This is a genomic window from Brevundimonas sp. M20, from assembly GCF_006547065.1.
In the GTDB taxonomy this organism is placed as follows: domain Bacteria; phylum Pseudomonadota; class Alphaproteobacteria; order Caulobacterales; family Caulobacteraceae; genus Brevundimonas.
This window is the reverse complement of the sequence record NZ_CP041243.1, coordinates 827,140-844,174: the sequence shown is the minus strand read 5'-3', so window position 1 is coordinate 844,174 and position 17,035 is coordinate 827,140. Positions and strand designations below refer to the sequence as shown.

Below are 17,035 nucleotides of genomic sequence, written 5' to 3'. Positions count from 1 at the left end.
TGTCCTTAGCCGAGGAACGGATCACGCATCAGGATGGTGTCATCCCGCTCCGGGCTGGTGGACAGCAGAGCCACCGGCGCGCCGATCAGCTCTTCAATGCGGCGTACATATTTGATCGCATTGGCGTTGATGTCCTTGAAGCTCCGGACACCGGCGGTGCTTTCAATCCAGCCTTCCAGCTCCTCGAACACCGGCTCTGCGGCGGCTTGGTCCTTCAGGCTGGAGGGCAGGTAGTCCAGCACCTCGCCATTGACCCGATAGCCGACACAGATCTTCAAAGTCTTCAGCCCGTCCAGCACATCCAACTTGGTCAGGGCGATGCCGTCGATACCGTTGATCGCCACGGACTGGCGCACCAGCACAGCATCAAACCAGCCGCAACGACGGGCGCGACCGGTGTTGACGCCGACCTCACGACCGACGGTCGCCAGATGCTCGCCGACCGCATCGTTGAGCTCGCAGGCGAAGGGCCCTTCGCCGACGCGGGTTGTGTAGGCCTTCACGATGCCCAGCACATAGCCGACGCCGCGCGGACCAATGCCGGAGCCGGCGGCAGCCTGACCGGCCACGGTGTTTGAGCTGGTCACATAGGGATAGGTGCCGTGATCCACGTCGAGGAAGGCGCCCTGCGCCCCTTCGAACAGCACGCGCTTGCCGGACTTTTGCGCCTGATCCAGCACGCGCCAGGCGGGCTTCACATAGGGCAGAATCCTGGGCGCGATCTCGAGCAACTGTTTCAGCAGAACGTCGGGATCGATGGGCTCAAGCCCCAGACCCGCGCGCAGCGGGTCATGGTGCGAGCGAAGGCGGTCGATCTTGATCTTCAGATCGTCTTCGTTGGCCAGATCGCACACCCGAATGGCGCGACGGCCCACCTTGTCTTCATACGCCGGACCGATGCCGCGCCCGGTCGTGCCGATCCTGGCGCCAGGCGCGCTGGCGGCGGCCTCGCGCGCCACGTCCAGCGCCGGGTGGACCGGGAGGATCAGACAGGCGTTGTCGGCGATGGTCAGGATGTCCGGGGTGATGGCCACGCCCTGGGCCTGAATTTTCTCGATCTCGCCGACCAGATGCCAAGGATCAACGACCACGCCGTTGCCGATGATCGACGGCTTGCCCTGCACAACGCCCGAGGGCAGCAGCGCCAGTTTGTAGACCTTGCCGTCAACGACCAGTGTGTGGCCTGCGTTGTGCCCGCCCTGGAACCGCACGACCATATCGGCCCGGTTCGACAACCAGTCGACGATCTTGCCCTTGCCTTCGTCACCCCACTGGGCGCCGACTACCGCGACGTTCGCCAAGACACTTCTCCGCTGATCCGGTTTCCGGAATGCGGGCGCAGCCTATAGCGGGGGAATCGCCGGGTGTCCTGCTCAGTCGACGGAATATTCGATGATCGCCGTGGCGAACGCCCAATCCAGCCAAGGCGTCAGGGCTTCGATGTCCGCCACATCGACCGTGCAGCCGCACCAGATGCGCAGACCGGCGGGCGCGTTGCGGTGGCCTTCGATGTCGAAGGCCGCACCCTCATTCTCAACCAGCGCCTTCATCCGGGTGACCAGATCCCGACGGGTCTCATCATCCAGCGCCGTGACGCGTGGATCGACAATCTTGAGGCAGACAGAGGTGGTCGAACGGATGTTCTGCGTTTCGGCGAGATACTCCACCCAATCCGTCCGCGACACCCACCGGTCCAGCGCCGCGGCGTTGGCGTCGGTGCGCGCGATCAGGGCCTCAAGGCCGCCAATCGAAATCCCCCATTCAACGCCGTCGATCCAGTCTTCCAGCGTCCAGACCGAGAAGGTGTTCAGCATCGAACCGGTCGCAAGCGTTCGCTCGAAGCCGTTGTCCCCGCGCAGACGCAGAACCTTGGGAACAGGACGAGGCGGCTCGTAGCGATCCAGCCGCTCGACCGCCCGTGGCGACAGGGCGGCCACGCCCAACCCGGCTTCACCGCCCAATGCCTTCTGGAAGCTGAAGGTCACGACATCCAGCTTCTCGAATGGCAGGGGCATGGCGAACGCCGCGGAGGTGGCGTCGCAGATCACGAGGCCTTCGCGCTCGGTCGACAACCAGTCCGCGCCGGGCGCCTTCACGCCAGAGGTCGTGCCGTTCCAGGGGAAGACCAGATCCTTTGCCGGATCGACCCGCGACGTGTCCGGGAACTGCCCCCAAGGCGCAGAAATGATTTCGGGATCAAGGTTCAGGTGCGATTTGGCGTCGGTCGCCCAGACCTTTCCAAAATTCTCGAAGGCCAGAACCTGCACCGGACGCTCACCGAGCATCGACCACATCGCCGCCTCGACCGCGCCGGTGTCGGAGCCCGGGACGTAGACCATCACCCAATCCTCGGGGAGCTGAAGCAGTTCGCGGGTCAGTTTCAGCCCGTAGGCGAAGCGACCGACCACTTCCGGCGCGCGGATTCCTCGTCCCAACAAATCATGGGAAATCGCTTGTGAGGACCAGCCAGGCCTCTTGGCGGTCGGGCCAGAGGAAAACCACGGACGTTCAGGCTTGGCGTTCGGCTTGCTGGTCATCGGTCAGTCACGGAACGGCCGGATCGGCCCGGCGTCACGCGCCTTCTGGGCCAGCTTGGTCAATGCGTCGTCGCCCTCGGGCAAGACGATCATGAGCTTGGCCAGCAGATCACCGCGCTTTCCGTTGGCGAAGGCGCCCCGCCCCTTCAGACGCAAGACCTTGCCCGAACTCGACCCGGCGGGAATGGTCATGCTGACTGTGCCTTCCGGCGTCCTGAGCGGTACCTTGCCGCCCAGAACAGCATCATAGAGCGGCACCGGCTGATCCATCGTCAGGTCCGCCCCATCGCGGGTGAAGACCGGGTGCGGAGCCAGTTTCAACTCGATCAACGCATCGCCGCTTTCACCGCCCCTGCCGGGCATGCCCTGCCCCTTCAGACGAATGGTCTGACCGTCGCCTGCGCCCTTGGGGATGGCGACATCCAGCGTGCGGCCGTCGGAAAACTGGATCCGCCGTGTCGCGCCGGAAATCGAGTCTTCAAGACTGATCTCCAGCGTCGCGCGAACATCCTGTCCCTTGGCGAAGCCCCCCCCACGGGCGCCCTGACGCGCGCCGCCACCACCGAACATGCCGCCGAATATCTCGTCGAGATCGATGTTTTCGAAACCGCCGCGCGCGCCGCTGCCCTGACCGAACGGGTTCTGGCCGAACCCGCCAGGGCCACGCCCGTCGGTCGCGCCGCCGCCGCCGAAACCGCGAAACTGTTCACGGCCGTCAGCGTCGATCTCTCCACGATCAAACTTCGCGCGCTTGTCCTTGTCGCCCACGATGTCAAAGGCCGCTGTGACACGCTTGAAGCGTTCATCGGCTTCCTTGTTTCCGGGGTTCTTGTCGGGATGGAGTTCCTTGGCGAGCTTGCGGAACGCCTTCTTGATCTCGTCCTGGCTCGCACCCCGGGCCACGCCCAGTTCCTTGTAGGGATCGCCCGCCACGTTCGAGTTCGCTCCTGCGTCAAATGCCGAGCATTTCAGTTAGGCCATCCGAAGGATTCCGCAAACCTCATCCTTCGCGGATGCAGCAGATCACAGTCGGAACAAAGCCTCCTCGCCCCATCCGTAGCCCTCGCCCCATTGCGCCACGGCGATTCTGACACGCGCGGGTGCTCCGTCAGGAAAATCAGCCGCGAAGTCTTCAGACGAATAGACGCCCTCGGCGGCTTGAACTTCCCACACCCGGACCGGCCGGTCATCGTCCATTACCCGGATACGGAAACGAGACGGATCACTCGGATAGTCGTCGCCATCCCACAGGTCTCCCCAGATTCTCGAGCGAGGAATCCAGCTGAGCGTGAAACCTCCCCCGTTGAGCGCCTTCACTCTGAGATGGGCGGGGCTCCAGGGGCGGGCATGAGCGCCAGTCAGTTGGAATTGAGTCTCCGTGACGCCCTCGCCACCCGGAACGCCCTCGGGGCCGGCTCGCCAGATTAAAGGCAGGTTCCGCTCTCCCGCCGCCACGACCATCCTCTCCGGACCGGAGTCCAGCAGCACAACCACCGCTCCCGCGGACGCACCGGCGTTCATGGCGCGCTCGGTCCCTTGCTGCCCCCGCAACAGGCCTGACAGCCGCCATGTGTCATCACCCAACAGGTCCGCCCGGCGGAACTGGATCAACTCCCATCCCTGACCGGTTTCCAGGGCGATTGCGTTCCCACCGCCCAATACAGCCGCAGTACTCAGGCTCTCGGGGGCACGCCCCTCGACGTTGATCGTCAACGTCTGTGTATGATCCCAGCGATGGCGCGCTCCGCGGGTGATCGGATGCAGCAGGGTCGCCACCGTCGCGGGCGAGCGGACCGCCCCACGCACAGTCAGGGCCTCGGGTGACGGCCCCGCGCGCACTTCCATTTCGCGCCATGGATCGGCCGCTACGACAGCGACAGGCTGGTCTGCCCCCTCCCGGCCCGGGAGCGGCGGCAACTCCACTATTCTGAAGAACGGTGCCACCAACGCGGCGGGTGGTGTAGAACAGCACATACGGCTTGGCCGAATAGGGGTCGCGCAGCACCCGCACCCCTGCACGGTCGACGATCAGATACCCCCGTCGGAAGTCACCGAACGCGATAGCCGGCGCATTTGCCGCGATGTTCGGCATCGTCTCGATCTCGCTCACCGGATAGCCGAGCAGAGAGGCCGTATCCCCTGCCCGCTGCGCCGGCTGCCAGATGTAGTTGCCGTCTGCATCCTTGAACTTGCGAACCGCCGAGACTGTTCGTCGGTTCATCACGAAGCGGGCGTTCGGCCGGTACTGGGCCTTGGGCGCATAGATCAGATCGATCAGCCGGTCCGTCGGGTTGGCTGCCGCGAATGCGCCTGCCGCGCCCGAGGCGACATAGCCGATTTCGCCCCAGTCCTGATCCGCATCGGCGACGATGTCATAGTTCAGGAAGCCGCGCGGCTTGTTCGTTCCGTCGCCGTTGACGAACGCCTGGGTCTCCTGCGCCGCGAAGGCGTCCTCCACCTCGGCGGCCAACCACTCGTCCAGATCGACCAGAGCGTCGTCGAGCAGCGACTGTGTCGCCGCCGGGCAGGCGTAGAGATCCGCCGACGGGAACTCCAGCAGCGCCAGTGTGGCGGGGTCGGTCTCGGGTCGCCCGGCCGTCTCGGCCACCCAGCCCGATCCGACCCCGCTGATCGACACCGGCTTGCGGAAGACGCCGGCCTGCACCGTTCGCACCGACGCGATTTCCCGCATCGGCGACCCCGCGGTCAGACGCCGCTCAATGGCCCGTTCGGTCTGTTCCGGCACAACGTAGCCGGCCGAGTCGGAGGCCGATGAAAGCCCGGCCTTCAGTTCCAGGCCGAGGCCGCCACCCGCTCGCAGGTAACCATCGAAAGCCGCCTTGGCCTCGGGGGCTTCGACCGCCTTCGGCTCAATACCCAGCGGCGGGCGGCGGCTTTCGCTCAGAACGCGGTCGAGCCGGGCCTGCGCACTGGCCACCGCCCGGTCGATACGCGCGACCTTTTCCTCCAGAAGGGTATCGGCCGAGGTCTTTCGCTCGACCTCGGCCAGCCGTGCGTCATTGGCGCCTTTGAACGCCTCGAACGCCGCCATCATTTCGTGCAGGGCGGCGCGCGCCTCCGGCGTTGCCGGAGCCTGTTTGGTCTCTTTCATGTCGTCTTCGCTTCTCAGAAACCGCCGATCGCGGTTAGGGTGCGGGCGTGACAAGACTCGCCCGAAACATCGTCGGTCTTTTCGGCTATGGACCGCTGCTAGGTGCACTCATCGAAGCCGCACTCACTTGGCGCGGCCGAATCCTCGACGGTCTTTTCGGGCGACGCACATCGCCACCCGAAGGCGCCGAATGAGCCGCTACACCCGACTCGAACAGGCCGTCATGGCCGCTCTGGCCCACGACCTGCGCGCTGACGTCCCAGACCTCGCCGGCCAGTTCGAGGAGAGCCGGCCGAGCCAGCGCCGCAACTCTGGCTTCGGCCTGTTCACCGAAATGATCGTCGACAGGAACCGACCGCCTCCGGCGTCAGGCCCGACCGGCGATCTGGGCAGTGTCCACGCCATGGTCGGCGCCCTGCCGGATCCTGTCGCTTTCAAGGCCCGTCTGCGGAACGGTGTCCTCCTCGGCCTGATGGGCGACAGCTATGGCCAGGACACGCGCGCCATTGATTTCGCGACCATCCCCTTCGACCAAATCTTCACGGTCAATGCGGCGGGGGTGTCAGTCCCCTTCGAACCGGCCCGCCACATGCCGCCCAGCCCGTTGCGGGACCTGCAGCGGCACAGCGACCATGTTCCAGCCTCCCGATCCGCCGATCCGCCGCCACTGAAAAACGTCGGCGCGCTCCAGCGAGTTCAGGAGGTGAATGCTCCGCCGCCCCATCGGCGAACTGCCACCCCCCAGGACATCCCCATTCCTCCAGATCAGACCGGGCTGCTTGTCGGCCTCTGGGTTCTGATCGGCGTGATCGCCGTGATCGGCGCCCTCGTCCTCAGGCTCCCGCTCCCGCTCGCCATATTCTTCGCCCTCATCGCCGGGCGAACAGTCAAGGATCCCAAGGTTTTCGCCCGGGTGCGCACGATCATCGACGGCTGGTCAGCGGCGTCCGTCAAGGCGAAGGACTGAACCGCGCGCCCGGCAGCATCGGGAAGGTCACCAGCGAAACCTCCCACAAATCCACCTCGCTCAGCACCCTCAAAGCGCCCTCCCGGCGGGCACGCATGGCCTTGAAGCCGATAGACAGTCCATCAATCGCACCGGCTTTCGCAAGAGCTCCAGCGAACCGGGCCTCGGCTGACCAATCCATGATCCGACCACGAACGAACAGGCCGCGGTCGTCTTCAACCATCGTCTCCCAGACCCCGACGACGGATCGGCCTTCGTGCTGATGCAGCATGCGCACACCGCCTGCCCCGGCCCGCGCCAGACTGGCCGAAAACGCGCCCTTCGCCACCACATCACGGTTCAGGTCCGCCACACCCCACAATGAGGCATAGCCTTCAATCGCCAGCCCGGCGTTCGTAGCGACTTCGCTCATCGGCGGGCCTCGAGCCGCTGCTCGATGCGATCCACCGTCGCGCGTGTCGCCTCGCCCTGCGCCTCAAGGCGGGCCAGTCTTTCGGCGACCAGTCGTTGCTCCCCGACCCGGTCTTCCAGAGTGCTGATCCGGGCGGCCGCCCCGCCAGCCCATACAAGGCCGCCCAGAGTCTGAACCACCAGGGCGGCGATCAGGGCCACCGGCGCTTTCCGCATAGCCTCCATGTCAGTTCTCCAGTCCGGCCATGCGTCGCCGTTCCTCATCGGTCAGGAAGGTCGCCGCCTCCAACCGCGCCCACAACGCCTCACGCTCGGGCTGCAGGGCCGGCACGGCGTCCAGATCAGGCTCGATCTTCACGTCGTGGAAGCGCCCGCCCAGCCAGGAGGTCAGGGCCGCCGCCGTCTTGCGAACAAGCGGTGCTATGGTTGCCCGCCAAAAGGCGGTGTTGGCTTCGCGGTAGTTGGCGTAGGTCGCGTCACCGGGAATACCCAGCAGTTGAGGCGGCACCCCGAACGCCAGCGCGATTTCCCGCGCCGCCGCATGCTTGCCGGCGATGAAATCCATGTCCGCCGGGGTCCAGCTCAGCGGCTTCCAGTCCAGCCCACCCTCCAGCACCAGTGGCCGTCCCGCATTGGTCGAGCCGCTGTGCATGTCCTCGATCTGCGCCTTCAGCAGGGCGAACTGGGCATCGGTCAGCCGCTCGCCCTCCCGCCCACCGAACACCAGCGCGCCCGAGGGGCGGGCCGAGTTGTCCAGCAGCGCCTTGTTCCACCGCCCCGAGGCGTTGTGCACATCAATGGCGAACAACGCCGCCTCCAGCGGCGAGAAGCCGTAGTGGTCGTCCACGGGATGGAACAGCTTCAGATGCAGCACCGGCATCCAGCCGTCCGTCGCCCGCGCCAGCTTCACCGAACGGCCATGCAGCGAGTATTCGTAGGCCTCAGGCCAACCACTCCGTCCCGGCACGACTTTCATTCGATCAGGCCGCAGGGACCAGAGCTCTTCCGGCGCGCCATCACCCGCTGCTTCGACATAGGCGTTGCCCGCCGTCTGAAGCGCCCCGTACACGCCCTCCAGCCATTCGACACCGGACTGCTCGGGGTTGGGACGCCCAAGCAGCAGCGCCGCCGGATGGTGGTCCCGCCGCACCCCGTCCGAGAACACCCGCAACGGTGTCGCCGCAGCCGCTTCGGCGATCATGCGGACACACCGATACGCCACCGGATTCTTTGTGAAGCCCTCCACCGCGAGACTCGCGTAGTCCCTTGGCGTCCATCGGGCCCGTCCGTCGCCGGTCAGTGCGATCAAGGCGCCGGCCCGACTATCCTTCGTTTCAGGCGCGGCGATGCGCCGTCGATCCCCGAAGGGCCGCCGCCAATTGAGCATCATGATCTCCGTGGATCGGGACCGCGGCCGCCGGGGCTTTGCGGTCTTTCCCGTGATGCCCAAAGTATGCGGCGCCAGCGTCCGAGCGTTGGAAGATGGCGAACTGTTTTTTACAAGCCTCGGGAATCCCGGAACTTCTTTTCAGAAATTCGGCTGAATTTTTGAAATTTCAGACGCCGCGTTCCTCGCGCCACTCCGGTGCTTCGAAGTCCAGCGCATCCTCCGCCTCCTTCAAGGCCAACTCCGACACCGTCTGGCCACGTACCGAAACTCCGGCCTCGTGCACCGTCTCCCGGCTACCCGAAACCAGATGATGCCAGGGCGCCAGGGTGCGCCCCTCATGGATGCGCCGATAGGCACAGGATTTCGGCATCCACTCCAGCGCCTCGATATTTTGCGGCGTCAGCTTGATGCAGTCCGGAACGTGCTTCTTCCGGTTGGCGTAATCCGAGCAGGTGCAGCGGTCTGAATCGAACAGCTTGCAGTGCACCCGCGTGGGGATCACCTCGCCGGTATCCTCATCCTCGAACCGCACCAGACAGCACAGGCCGCAACCGTCGCAGAGGCTTTCCCACTCCGCGCGGCTCATCTCCTCGAGCGTCTTGTTTTCCCAGAAGGCGTACATCGGCGGCTCCATACGCCGATCAGCGCCCCGTGTCGCCGTGTGTCGCCGTCAGTGGCTCACGGATTTCGAAAACAGGTTGATCACCATCACTCCGCCGACGATCAGCGTCAGTCCGGCGATGGCCGGAAAATCCAGCCTCTGCTTGAACAGCACGGCGCCGATGGTCGCGATCATCACCACGCCCAGCCCGCTCCAGATCGCGTAGGCCAAACCAACCGGAACCTGCCGCAAGGCGATGGACAGCAGGTAGAAGGCCATGCCGTAGCAGGCAGCCAGCCCCGCTGTAGGCCATGGTCGGGTGAACTGCTGCGACATCTGCAGAAGCGTCGTCCCCGCGACCTCAAGGCAGATCGCCCCAAGCAACGCGATCCAGGTCAACGGGCTCACGCAGGGCTCTCCATCAGCACGTGGCCCGGCGTCAGCAACGAAAGAAGCGCCTGACGTTGCTCCGGCGATACGTCGTAGACACCGAAGATGTCCGACATCCACAGACCGTCGGCCACAAGACGCAGCAACAGCGCATCATCCGCTCCCACGGGATCCGTCGGATCATCCGCGCGCGCGGCCGCGGTCACCTCCGTCCAGCGCTGCTTCAGGGAAGGCTCAACTGCGCAGGCCGCCAGAATGGCGCGTCCGATGCTCAGCTCTTCGGGCGTTCCCACATCGTTTATGGTGACGCGCAGATAGGCCCGCGCTGACCGTCCGTAGGGCTGCGGATCCCGCGCCGCTTCAGCGACCACCGCCTCGCTGAACAGCGCACCGAGGTGATCCACCACACCTTCAAGCAACGCCATCTTCGTCGGAAAATGATGCAGCAGCGCGCCCTTGCTCACTGTCGTCCGCGCGGCGACCGCGTCCAGCGTAAAGCCTTTGGGGCCGAGTTCAGCAACGACCTCAAGCGCCTTCTCGATGATCTCGGCGCGGGTGGTGTCGGGGGCGCGGCGGCGTACGGCGATGTCCATTTCCGCTACATACCGTCCAGACGGTATGGGTCAAGTGAACTCCGGCGTGGCGAGCGATCGCCCCCTCCTCTATATGGCCCGCCATGGCTGCCCGTCCCCCGCTTATCGCCCTCAAGGATGTCCGTCTCCAGGATGGACAACGCCCGCTGTTCGACGGCGTCGACATGGCGATTGAGCCGCGCACACGCGCCGCGCTCGTCGGCCGCAACGGCGCCGGCAAGTCCACCCTGATGAAGCTGGTCATGGGCCTGATCGAGCCCGACGCCGGCGACCGCTCCGTGCAGGCGGGCACCCGCTTTGCCTATGTCCCGCAGGAACCCGATATCAAGGGCGACACGCTGCTGGACTACGCCGCCTCCGGCGAGGCCGAGCGCTGGACCGCCGAGAGCTGGCTCACGACATTCGGGCTCGATCCCAACAAGTCGACCGTAAACCTGTCCGGCGGCGAAACCCGCCGCGCCGCCTTGGCCAAGGCCTTCGCCGAGGAGCCCGACCTGCTCCTGCTGGACGAGCCGACCAACCACCTCGACATTCTCGCCATCGAACTGCTCGAGAACGAGTTGCTGTCGGCGCGCTTCGCCGTGCTGGTCGTCAGCCACGACCGCGCCTTCCTGAATCGCGTCACCCAGTCGGTGCATTGGCTGGAAGGCCGAAAGGTGCGCACGCTCGACAAGGGCTTCGCCGCCTTCGACGAATGGGCCGCCAAGGTCATGGAGGAGGAAGCGGAGTCCCTTCGCCGCCTGACCAAGCGGATCGAGGCCGAAACCTACACCTTCTACCGCTCGATCACTGCCCAACGCACCCGCAACGAAGGTCGCGCCCGCGCCCTTCAGGCCATGCGCGCCGACCGGGCGGAACGTGTCCGCGATCTCCCGCGCGAACTCCAGCTCGGGGTCGACAGCGGCGCCACCTCCGGCAAACTCGTCGCCGACCTCAAGGGCGTCAGCAAACGCTTCGGCGACCGCACCATCTTCAAGGGCCTCACCACCCGGGTCATTCGCGGCGACCGTCTGGCCATCGTCGGCCCCAACGGCGCGGGCAAAACGACCCTGGTGAAGGTTCTGCTCGGCGAACTCGCACCTGATGAGGGCACGGTCCGCATGGGAGCCAACCTCGAGCCGGTCTATCTGGACCAGTCGCGTGAGGGCCTGAAGTCGGACATGACCCTTTGGGACGCCCTGACCCCGGGCGGCGGCGACTCCATTCTCGTGCGTGGCCACTCCAGGCACGTCGCCGCCTACGCCAAGGAATTCCTGTTCCAGGAAGGGCAGTTGCGTCAGCCGATCTCCACGCTCTCGGGCGGCGAGCGGAACCGCCTTCTCTTGGCCCGGGCCCTGGCCAAGCCGGCCAACATGCTGATCCTCGACGAGCCGACCAATGACCTCGACATGGATACTCTCGAAAAGCTTGAGGAACTGCTCGAGAGCTATGACGGCACCCTGATCCTGGTCAGCCACGACCGGGACTTCGTTGATCGTCTCGCGACTTCGACTATCGCCATGAACGGACGCGGCGACATCGTCGAAACCCCCGGCGGCTGGTCCGACTTCATCCGACAGAACCCCGGTTTCCTCACCCCGCCGCCTTCGGCGGTCGAAATGCCCCGAACCGCCACCGCGCCGAGGGTCGAGCCCGTAGCCGCGCCGAAAAAAGCCGGCAAACTCTCTTTCAAGGACGTCCACCGCCTCAAGGAGATCGAGGGCCTGCTTGAGACCCTTCCGGTCGAGATCGCCAAACAGGACGCCATCCTGTCTGATCCCGCCCTCTACAGCCGCGATCCCGCTGCCTTCGACCGCGCGATGAAGGCCGCCGAAAAAGCCCGGACCCAACTCGAGGAGATCGAACTGGAATGGCTCGAACTGGAAGAGAAGAAGGCGGCTTTGACCGGCTGACGGCGTCCGGACGCCGCATCGCCAGGTTCAACGAACAGGCCTAGCGTCTTCCTATGCCCGCCACACTCCGCCGTCTCGATCTGACGCCGTCCGAGCGCCGCGCTGCTTCGCGCATCAACGCGACCCTGTCCGTCATGCCCCGCCTGAAGACGGATGGCTGGCGGCTGGAACTCGGTCAGTGGGCCAGCGGCGCTTTCGACATTCCCGCCCGCACCGTGACCGCCGCATGGCTCCGTCACCGCAAGGTACGCGTGGAAACCATCCGCATCCCCTCCGCCGACGGCGGCGTTCCGCTCCGTATCCTGCACCCGCCGAAACCACCGCGCGGCGTCGTGCTCGACATGCACGGGGGCGGCTGGGTCCTCGGCAGCGCGGGGCTGAACGATCATCTCAATGCCGACCTCGCCGCCGAGACCGGACTGGCTGTGGTCTCTGTCGACTACCGCCTTCTCAGCGAGAGCCGCGGCATCCTGCTTCAGCACGCAATCTCGGACTGCGCCGCCGCCGGTCGTTGGCTGGTCGACCACGCCGCCGCCCGGTTCGGGACCATGGACCTCTTCCTGTCCGGCCAGTCCGCCGGCGGCCATCTGGCCGCCCTCACCGCTGTGACGCTTCGCAACGAGAACAGGCTCGCCGCCTTCAGGGGCTGCGTCTTTCTCTACGGCGTGTTCGATCTGTCCGGGACGCCCTCCGTGCGAGAGGCCGGACGCGACACCCTCCTCCTCAACGGCCCGACCATGGCGGGGGACATGGCGCGTCTGCTCCCGGATCGCGACGAGGCGGGTCGCCGTCTGCCTGATGTATCGCCCCTGTACGCCGAAATGCGGGACCTCCCTCCGGCCCTCTTCATCTCGGGCGACCTCGACCCGCTGAGGGACGACAGCACACTCATGGCCGATGCCTGGTCGATAGCTGCGCCTGCCGAACTGATACAGGTCCCGCTCGCGCCGCACGGCTTCGTCCATTTCGGCGGCCCGGTCGCAGCCCAGACACTTTCCGAAATCCGGACCTGGCTCGACCGCACCGTCCCTGGCTGAGCGAATTCAGGAGCGTTTCGGAGCAAAATTGACCCTCTTTCGCCACCCTGTGCATAACGTCGCAATATCTTCACATATCGAAGAAAATTGCCGATCTGGAATTTGCGATACATGGATTGGACAAGTTTTATCCCTCAATTGATCCACAAGCGGGGCATTCCGGGCGCTTGCTGGATCCGGGATTTGGAGCGAGCTTGATCAGGCCGAGGGACACGGCGGCGCGGAAAACCGGGGAGACCCGGGGCTCAAGGCGAACCGGCCCGGCTCTCTGACCCGACGCTTCGGGCGATCTTCGGATCGTAACGGGCGGGAGGCAGGATCAAGGCCCCAAGGGGATGTCTACGGCTTCGGCCGGAGACGGAACCGGAAAGGAACCGGATCGGGATCAAAGGACGGCGCGGGCCAGACCCGCGGAACGCCGGAGACCAGGAGCGCGAAAGGATACAGCTGACCGTTGTCGAGGCTTGCCTCGCTGACGCTGACGCCAGGGTCCAAAACCTCAACGGCCAAGTCCAACCCGGACTTGGCGAGGGGACGAGGAGCACCGGTTCGCCGAGGCCCTTCGTCCCCTCGCTAAATTCCGGCGTCCCGCTGCCTCTCCTTCGCCCTTTCGCCGCCATCGCCTTAGCCGTACATAAGGTCATGACCTCGCGCGGGAATCGCAGACTGTCGCCGAACCGCCGCGCCCTTCTGGCCGGCGCGGGCGCTGTTGTCGCCAGCGCCGCCGTCGCCTCCTGCTTCAACAACAACTCCGAGGTCGAGCCCGACGCCGACGGTCGAATCCGCCTGCGCTTCGCCACCGACTGGCGCGCACAGGCCGAGCACGGCGGCTTCTATCAGGCGCTTGCTTCCGGGGCCTACGAGAAGCGTGGTCTGAACGTCCAGATCATCCAGGGCGGCCCCGGCGTGAACGTGCCCCAGTTGCTGGCAACCGGCGCGGTCGAACTGGGCATGGGGTCCAACAGCTTCATCCCGCTGAACCTCGTGGCGGAAGGCGCGCCGGTGAAGGCCGTCGCGGCTTTCTTCCAGAAAGACCCGCAGGTCCTCATCGCCCACCCGGACCCGGCGCTGGAAAGCATCGCGGACCTTGCCGGACGTCCCTTCCTGCTGGCGGACGCCTCGATCAACGCCTTCTGGGTCTGGCTCAAGGAAAAGTACGGCTTCACCGATGCGCAGGTGCGCAAATACACCTTCAACCCGGCGCCTTTCATCGCCGACCGACGGGCGGTGCAGCAGGGCTACCTGACCTCCGAACCCTATACGATACAGAAGGAAGCTGGCTTCGAACCCCGGGTCTTCCTGCTGGCTGACGAAGGATACCCTTCCTACGCCACCATGGTTCTCGCCCCCACGGCGTTCGCCCGCGACAACGCCTCAGCCCTGCGCAACTTCATCGCGGCCTCCGCCGAGGGCTGGCGCGACTACATTCAGGGCGACGGCAAGGCGGCGGACGAACTGATCCGACGCGACAATCCCGAGATGACCCAGGATATTCTCGATCAGGCCCGGGAGAAGCTTCGCAGTAACGGCATCGTCGACGGTGGGGATGCTGCCCTCTACGGCCTCGGGACAATGACCGAGGAGCGCTGGCAGGCCTTCTTCGACGCCACCAGCCAGGCAGGCGTCTATCCGCCCAACCTCGACTGGCGGCAGGCCTTCACCACCCAGTACCTGCCGGGCCGCGGCCGTGGCTGACACAACTGCGGCGCTTCACGATGTCGTTGTCCGTTACCCTGACCGAGCCCCGATTGGCCCACTGAACCTGTCCATTGCGCCCGGTGAAATTGTCGGCGTGGTCGGCGCTTCCGGCGCGGGCAAATCCACGACATTACGCCTTTTGGCAGGGCTGGAAGTTCCGACCGAAGGCAGGGTTCGGGCCGCCGCCCCCGGGCGCACAGCCTTTGTCTTCCAGTCGCCGACCCTGATGCCTTGGGCCGATGCCCAGACCAACGTCGCGCTGCCGCTCGAGCTGTCCGGAACACCCAAGGACGAAGCGCGAGCTCGCGCCGCCGTCGCTCTGGCCTCCGTAGGCCTTGGCGAGCGTCTGACCGCCCGTCCGCGTCAGTTGTCCGGCGGCATGGCCATGCGCGCCTCACTGGCCCGGGCTCTGGTCACCCAACCTGACCTGCTGCTTCTCGATGAACCCTTCGCCGCGCTCGACAGCGTCACACGGCGGCATCTGATTGAGGATATTCACCGCCTCTGGGCCGGACGCTCGCCGCGGCCCGCGGTTGTCTTCGTCACTCACGACATTGAAGAAGCCGTTTATCTCGCCGGACGAACCGTCGTGCTGGACGCCGTCAGCGGCCAGGTTGCCATGGCTCGCCCCACGCCGGGAGTCATTCCGCGCCCGGCCGACTGGCGTTCCATGCCCGCGTATCGAGAGACCGTCGAAGCCCTCACCCGCGCCCTGGCCCACGCCATGCCGGACCGCGTCTCATGAGCCGCGTTCTCGCGCCGCTCGGCCTGGTCTTGCTACTGATCGCGGTTTGGGAGGTCGCCTGCCGCGTTCTCAACGTTCCGATCTATTTCCTGCCGCCCCCCAGTGCGATCGCGGTTGCCCTGATTGAGCACGCGCCGTTGCTCATGGGCTCCGCGTTTCAGACCTTCCGTATGGCGGTTCTGGCGCTCTTCTTCGCCGGCCTCGTCGGCGGGGGCCTGGCGCTTGTCGTCTCACTCAGCCGAACAGGCGAACAGGCCGTGCGCCCACTCGCGGTCGCGGTTCAGGTGACTCCGATTGTCGCCATCGCTCCGCTGGTTCTCATCTGGGCCGGGCTCGACAATGCCGACCGCGCGGTCATCGGCCTGGCAGCCGCCGTTGCCTTCTTCCCCATCTTCTCCGGCGTGCTGACGGGCCTGAAGGCCGCCGACCCCGACCTCGAGCGCCTGTTTGATTTGTACGGCGCATCACGGCTGCAGCGCATGTTCCGACTACGCCTTCCCGCCGCCCTGCCCTTCGCGCTGGAGGGCTTCCGGGTAGCCGCGGGTCAGGCGGTCATCGGCGCGGTCGTCGCGGAGTTCGTTTCCGGCTCCGGCGTCACGCAGGGTCTTGCCTGGCGCCTGCTTGAGGCCGGAAATCGTCTGCGCACGGCCGATATGCTGGCGGCGCTGGTGTGCCTGATGGCCATGGGGCTCGCCCTCAGCGGCGCCGTCGGCTTCGCCGAACGCCGCGTTCGCGCGCACCTGTCCTGATCGACAAATCACTTGCGCGCGTTAGCGACGGATTAAGCCCGCCAAGAATACCCTGTGCGCCCAGACCTCCCGAGTTCGGAGCCGCTCTTGCGCCGCGCCCCCTGCCTGACCCTCGGCCTCGCGACCCTCGCCCTCACCGCGACCGGGCTTGCTGACGCTGCCCAGGCCCAGACCGCACCGCCCCAGTATCTGCGTTGGGCCGGCCGACCGGAGGTCGTCGCCCTGCCAACGACCGACCGCGATGGTCAGCCTGCGGCCGCCCAGCGCCGTCCCAATCGCGTCATTCCGCACGGCGGCTACGCAGCTACGGTTGAAGCTCCGGCGCCGGTCGCCGCGCCTCGCACGCTGACACCCGCCAACGCATGGCTTCGGACGCCGCCGCCCGCCGCAACTCCCGTGCCGCCACCTCCGCCTCCAGCCCGCGCGACCGTTGCGCCCGCTCCGGCCGCCGCCCAGCCTTCCCGCGCGATGCCTGAGTACCTCCCCGAGCAGGGCGGACGCGGTCAGCCCGCCCCTGCGGACGTCGCCATGGCGGCGGCCCAGCCCGCGCCTGTCGCTGTGCAAAACGCCGACGAGGCGGTCGACCCCATGGCCCCGCGCCGGGACGCGCCGATCTTCCGCATCCAGCAACCGTCAGCGCCTGCCGCCGCGCCGATTGAGAGCGCATCCCGGGCCGCTCCTACGGAACAGGGCGCCCGCTACTATTCTGTTCACCGGCAGAATGGCCGGACGCCTGACGCCGTGAGCATTCCCGAGCCGTCCTACGTAGACGGCCTCGCCGTAACCACGCCGGTGTCGCTGGCTTCCCAGGACCTTGCCGAACCTCAGTCGGGTCCCACGCTCATTAGGGACGCCCAGGGCCGGACCCGCATTCAGCCCGCCGCGCCCGAAGGGGACTACCAGTGAGCGACAC

The 17,035-nt window shown here is 66.2% G+C and carries 17 protein-coding genes and 1 pseudogene; 7 read left to right on the top strand and 11 right to left on the bottom strand.

Going from position 1 to position 17,035, the window contains the following annotated elements; translation table 11 throughout:
- Positions 1–5 precede the first annotated feature (5 nt).
- The 5 genes and pseudogenes from FKQ52_RS04025 to FKQ52_RS04005 form a co-directional block, all read right to left on the bottom strand.
- Complete coding sequence (locus tag FKQ52_RS04025) at positions 6–1,301, bottom strand: adenylosuccinate synthase (RefSeq protein ID WP_141625999.1); 1,296 nt, start codon at positions 1,299–1,301, stop codon at positions 6–8.
- A 72-nt stretch (positions 1,302–1,373) separates the two neighbouring features.
- Entirely contained in the window at positions 1,374–2,537 is a 1,164-nt protein-coding gene (locus tag FKQ52_RS04020) for a phosphoserine transaminase (protein WP_141625998.1), read from the bottom strand.
- Between the two features lie 3 nt (positions 2,538–2,540).
- Positions 2,541–3,470 carry a DnaJ C-terminal domain-containing protein gene (locus tag FKQ52_RS04015; protein WP_141625997.1) on the bottom strand — a complete coding sequence of 310 codons (930 nt, stop codon included), beginning with the start codon at positions 3,468–3,470 and terminating at the stop codon, positions 2,541–2,543.
- Between the two features lie 90 nt (positions 3,471–3,560).
- Positions 3,561–4,148, bottom strand: a complete 588-nt coding sequence (locus FKQ52_RS04010) for a hypothetical protein (protein ID WP_141625996.1) — start codon at positions 4,146–4,148, stop codon at positions 3,561–3,563.
- A gap of 322 nt (positions 4,149–4,470) precedes the next feature.
- A pseudogene (locus FKQ52_RS04005) lies at positions 4,471–5,649 on the bottom strand (phage major capsid protein); the annotation flags it as partial.
- Between the two features lie 190 nt (positions 5,650–5,839).
- On the opposite strand from FKQ52_RS04005, the gene FKQ52_RS04000 reads away from it, so the two are divergent.
- A complete protein-coding gene (locus tag FKQ52_RS04000; protein ID WP_141625995.1) occupies positions 5,840–6,616 on the top strand; it encodes a hypothetical protein in 777 nt (258 codons plus the stop codon).
- Here the strand turns inward: FKQ52_RS04000 and FKQ52_RS03995 are convergent.
- From FKQ52_RS03995 to FKQ52_RS03970, 6 genes are all read right to left on the bottom strand, one after another.
- Positions 6,600–7,028 (bottom strand): HK97 family phage prohead protease, encoded by a 429-nt coding sequence (locus FKQ52_RS03995; RefSeq protein ID WP_141625994.1) that lies wholly within the window; start codon positions 7,026–7,028, stop codon positions 6,600–6,602. The two genes, FKQ52_RS04000 and FKQ52_RS03995, sit on opposite strands and share 17 nt — an antisense overlap.
- Complete coding sequence (locus tag FKQ52_RS03990) at positions 7,025–7,252, bottom strand: hypothetical protein (protein WP_141625993.1); 228 nt, start codon at positions 7,250–7,252, stop codon at positions 7,025–7,027. The genes FKQ52_RS03995 and FKQ52_RS03990 overlap by 4 nt, the downstream gene beginning before the upstream one ends.
- A 1-nt stretch (position 7,253) precedes the next feature.
- Positions 7,254–8,414 (bottom strand): phage portal protein, encoded by a 1,161-nt coding sequence (locus FKQ52_RS03985; RefSeq protein WP_141628223.1) that lies wholly within the window; start codon positions 8,412–8,414, stop codon positions 7,254–7,256.
- A gap of 169 nt (positions 8,415–8,583) precedes the next feature.
- Positions 8,584–9,051 carry a YcgN family cysteine cluster protein gene (locus FKQ52_RS03980; RefSeq protein ID WP_370451032.1) on the bottom strand — a complete coding sequence of 156 codons (468 nt, stop codon included), beginning with the start codon at positions 9,049–9,051 and terminating at the stop codon, positions 8,584–8,586.
- A gap of 36 nt (positions 9,052–9,087) precedes the next feature.
- On the bottom strand, positions 9,088–9,426 hold the full coding sequence (locus tag FKQ52_RS03975) for a multidrug efflux SMR transporter (protein WP_141625991.1): 339 nt from the start codon (positions 9,424–9,426) through the stop codon (positions 9,088–9,090).
- Positions 9,423–10,001: a TetR/AcrR family transcriptional regulator gene (locus tag FKQ52_RS03970; RefSeq protein WP_141625990.1), complete on the bottom strand. Its 579-nt coding sequence runs from the start codon at positions 9,999–10,001 to the stop codon at positions 9,423–9,425. Before FKQ52_RS03970 ends, FKQ52_RS03975 begins: the two co-directional genes overlap by 4 nt.
- A gap of 83 nt (positions 10,002–10,084) precedes the next feature.
- Here FKQ52_RS03970 and FKQ52_RS03965 point away from each other — a divergent pair, with 83 nt between their 5' ends.
- The 6 genes from FKQ52_RS03965 (at position 10,085) to FKQ52_RS03940 (ending at position 17,028) form a co-directional block, all read left to right on the top strand.
- The gene (locus FKQ52_RS03965; RefSeq protein ID WP_141625989.1) at positions 10,085–11,893 is read left to right on the top strand and encodes an ABC-F family ATP-binding cassette domain-containing protein; all 1,809 of its coding nucleotides are present in this window, start codon (positions 10,085–10,087) and stop codon (positions 11,891–11,893) included.
- Positions 11,894–11,946: 53 nt separating this feature from the next.
- The gene (locus FKQ52_RS03960; RefSeq protein ID WP_141625988.1) at positions 11,947–12,930 is read left to right on the top strand and encodes an alpha/beta hydrolase; all 984 of its coding nucleotides are present in this window, start codon (positions 11,947–11,949) and stop codon (positions 12,928–12,930) included.
- A 642-nt stretch (positions 12,931–13,572) separates the two neighbouring features.
- On the top strand, positions 13,573–14,625 hold the full coding sequence (locus FKQ52_RS03955) for an ABC transporter substrate-binding protein (RefSeq protein ID WP_141625987.1): 1,053 nt from the start codon (positions 13,573–13,575) through the stop codon (positions 14,623–14,625).
- Positions 14,618–15,373, top strand: coding sequence for an ABC transporter ATP-binding protein (locus FKQ52_RS03950; protein WP_141625986.1), 756 nt, complete (start codon positions 14,618–14,620; stop codon positions 15,371–15,373). The genes FKQ52_RS03955 and FKQ52_RS03950 overlap by 8 nt, the downstream gene beginning before the upstream one ends.
- Positions 15,370–16,122: an ABC transporter permease gene (locus FKQ52_RS03945; RefSeq protein WP_141625985.1), complete on the top strand. Its 753-nt coding sequence runs from the start codon at positions 15,370–15,372 to the stop codon at positions 16,120–16,122. Before FKQ52_RS03950 ends, FKQ52_RS03945 begins: the two co-directional genes overlap by 4 nt.
- Before the next feature lie 87 nt (positions 16,123–16,209).
- Positions 16,210–17,028 (top strand): hypothetical protein, encoded by an 819-nt coding sequence (locus tag FKQ52_RS03940; protein ID WP_141625984.1) that lies wholly within the window; start codon positions 16,210–16,212, stop codon positions 17,026–17,028.
- Positions 17,029–17,035: the final 7 nt, after the last annotated feature.

What these genes read in the sequence shown, in the direction of transcription:
- FKQ52_RS04020 (WP_141625998.1), bottom strand. Translation starts at nt 2,537, where the DNA reads ATGACCAGCAAGCCGAACGCCAAGCCTGAACGTCCGTGGTTTTCCTCT.
- FKQ52_RS04000 (WP_141625995.1), top strand. Translation starts at nt 5,840, where the DNA reads ATGAGCCGCTACACCCGACTCGAACAGGCCGTCATGGCCGCTCTGGCC.
- FKQ52_RS03995 (WP_141625994.1), bottom strand. Translation starts at nt 7,028, where the DNA reads ATGAGCGAAGTCGCTACGAACGCCGGGCTGGCGATTGAAGGCTATGCC.
- FKQ52_RS03990 (WP_141625993.1), bottom strand. Translation starts at nt 7,252, where the DNA reads ATGGAGGCTATGCGGAAAGCGCCGGTGGCCCTGATCGCCGCCCTGGTG.
- FKQ52_RS03985 (WP_141628223.1), bottom strand. Translation starts at nt 8,414, where the DNA reads ATGCTCAATTGGCGGCGGCCCTTCGGGGATCGACGGCGCATCGCCGCG.
- FKQ52_RS03980 (WP_370451032.1), bottom strand. Translation starts at nt 9,051, where the DNA reads ATGGAGCCGCCGATGTACGCCTTCTGGGAAAACAAGACGCTCGAGGAG.
- FKQ52_RS03970 (WP_141625990.1), bottom strand. Translation starts at nt 10,001, where the DNA reads ATGGACATCGCCGTACGCCGCCGCGCCCCCGACACCACCCGCGCCGAG.
- FKQ52_RS03965 (WP_141625989.1), top strand. Translation starts at nt 10,085, where the DNA reads ATGGCTGCCCGTCCCCCGCTTATCGCCCTCAAGGATGTCCGTCTCCAG.
- FKQ52_RS03960 (WP_141625988.1), top strand. Translation starts at nt 11,947, where the DNA reads ATGCCCGCCACACTCCGCCGTCTCGATCTGACGCCGTCCGAGCGCCGC.
- FKQ52_RS03955 (WP_141625987.1), top strand. Translation starts at nt 13,573, where the DNA reads ATGACCTCGCGCGGGAATCGCAGACTGTCGCCGAACCGCCGCGCCCTT.
- FKQ52_RS03945 (WP_141625985.1), top strand. Translation starts at nt 15,370, where the DNA reads ATGAGCCGCGTTCTCGCGCCGCTCGGCCTGGTCTTGCTACTGATCGCG.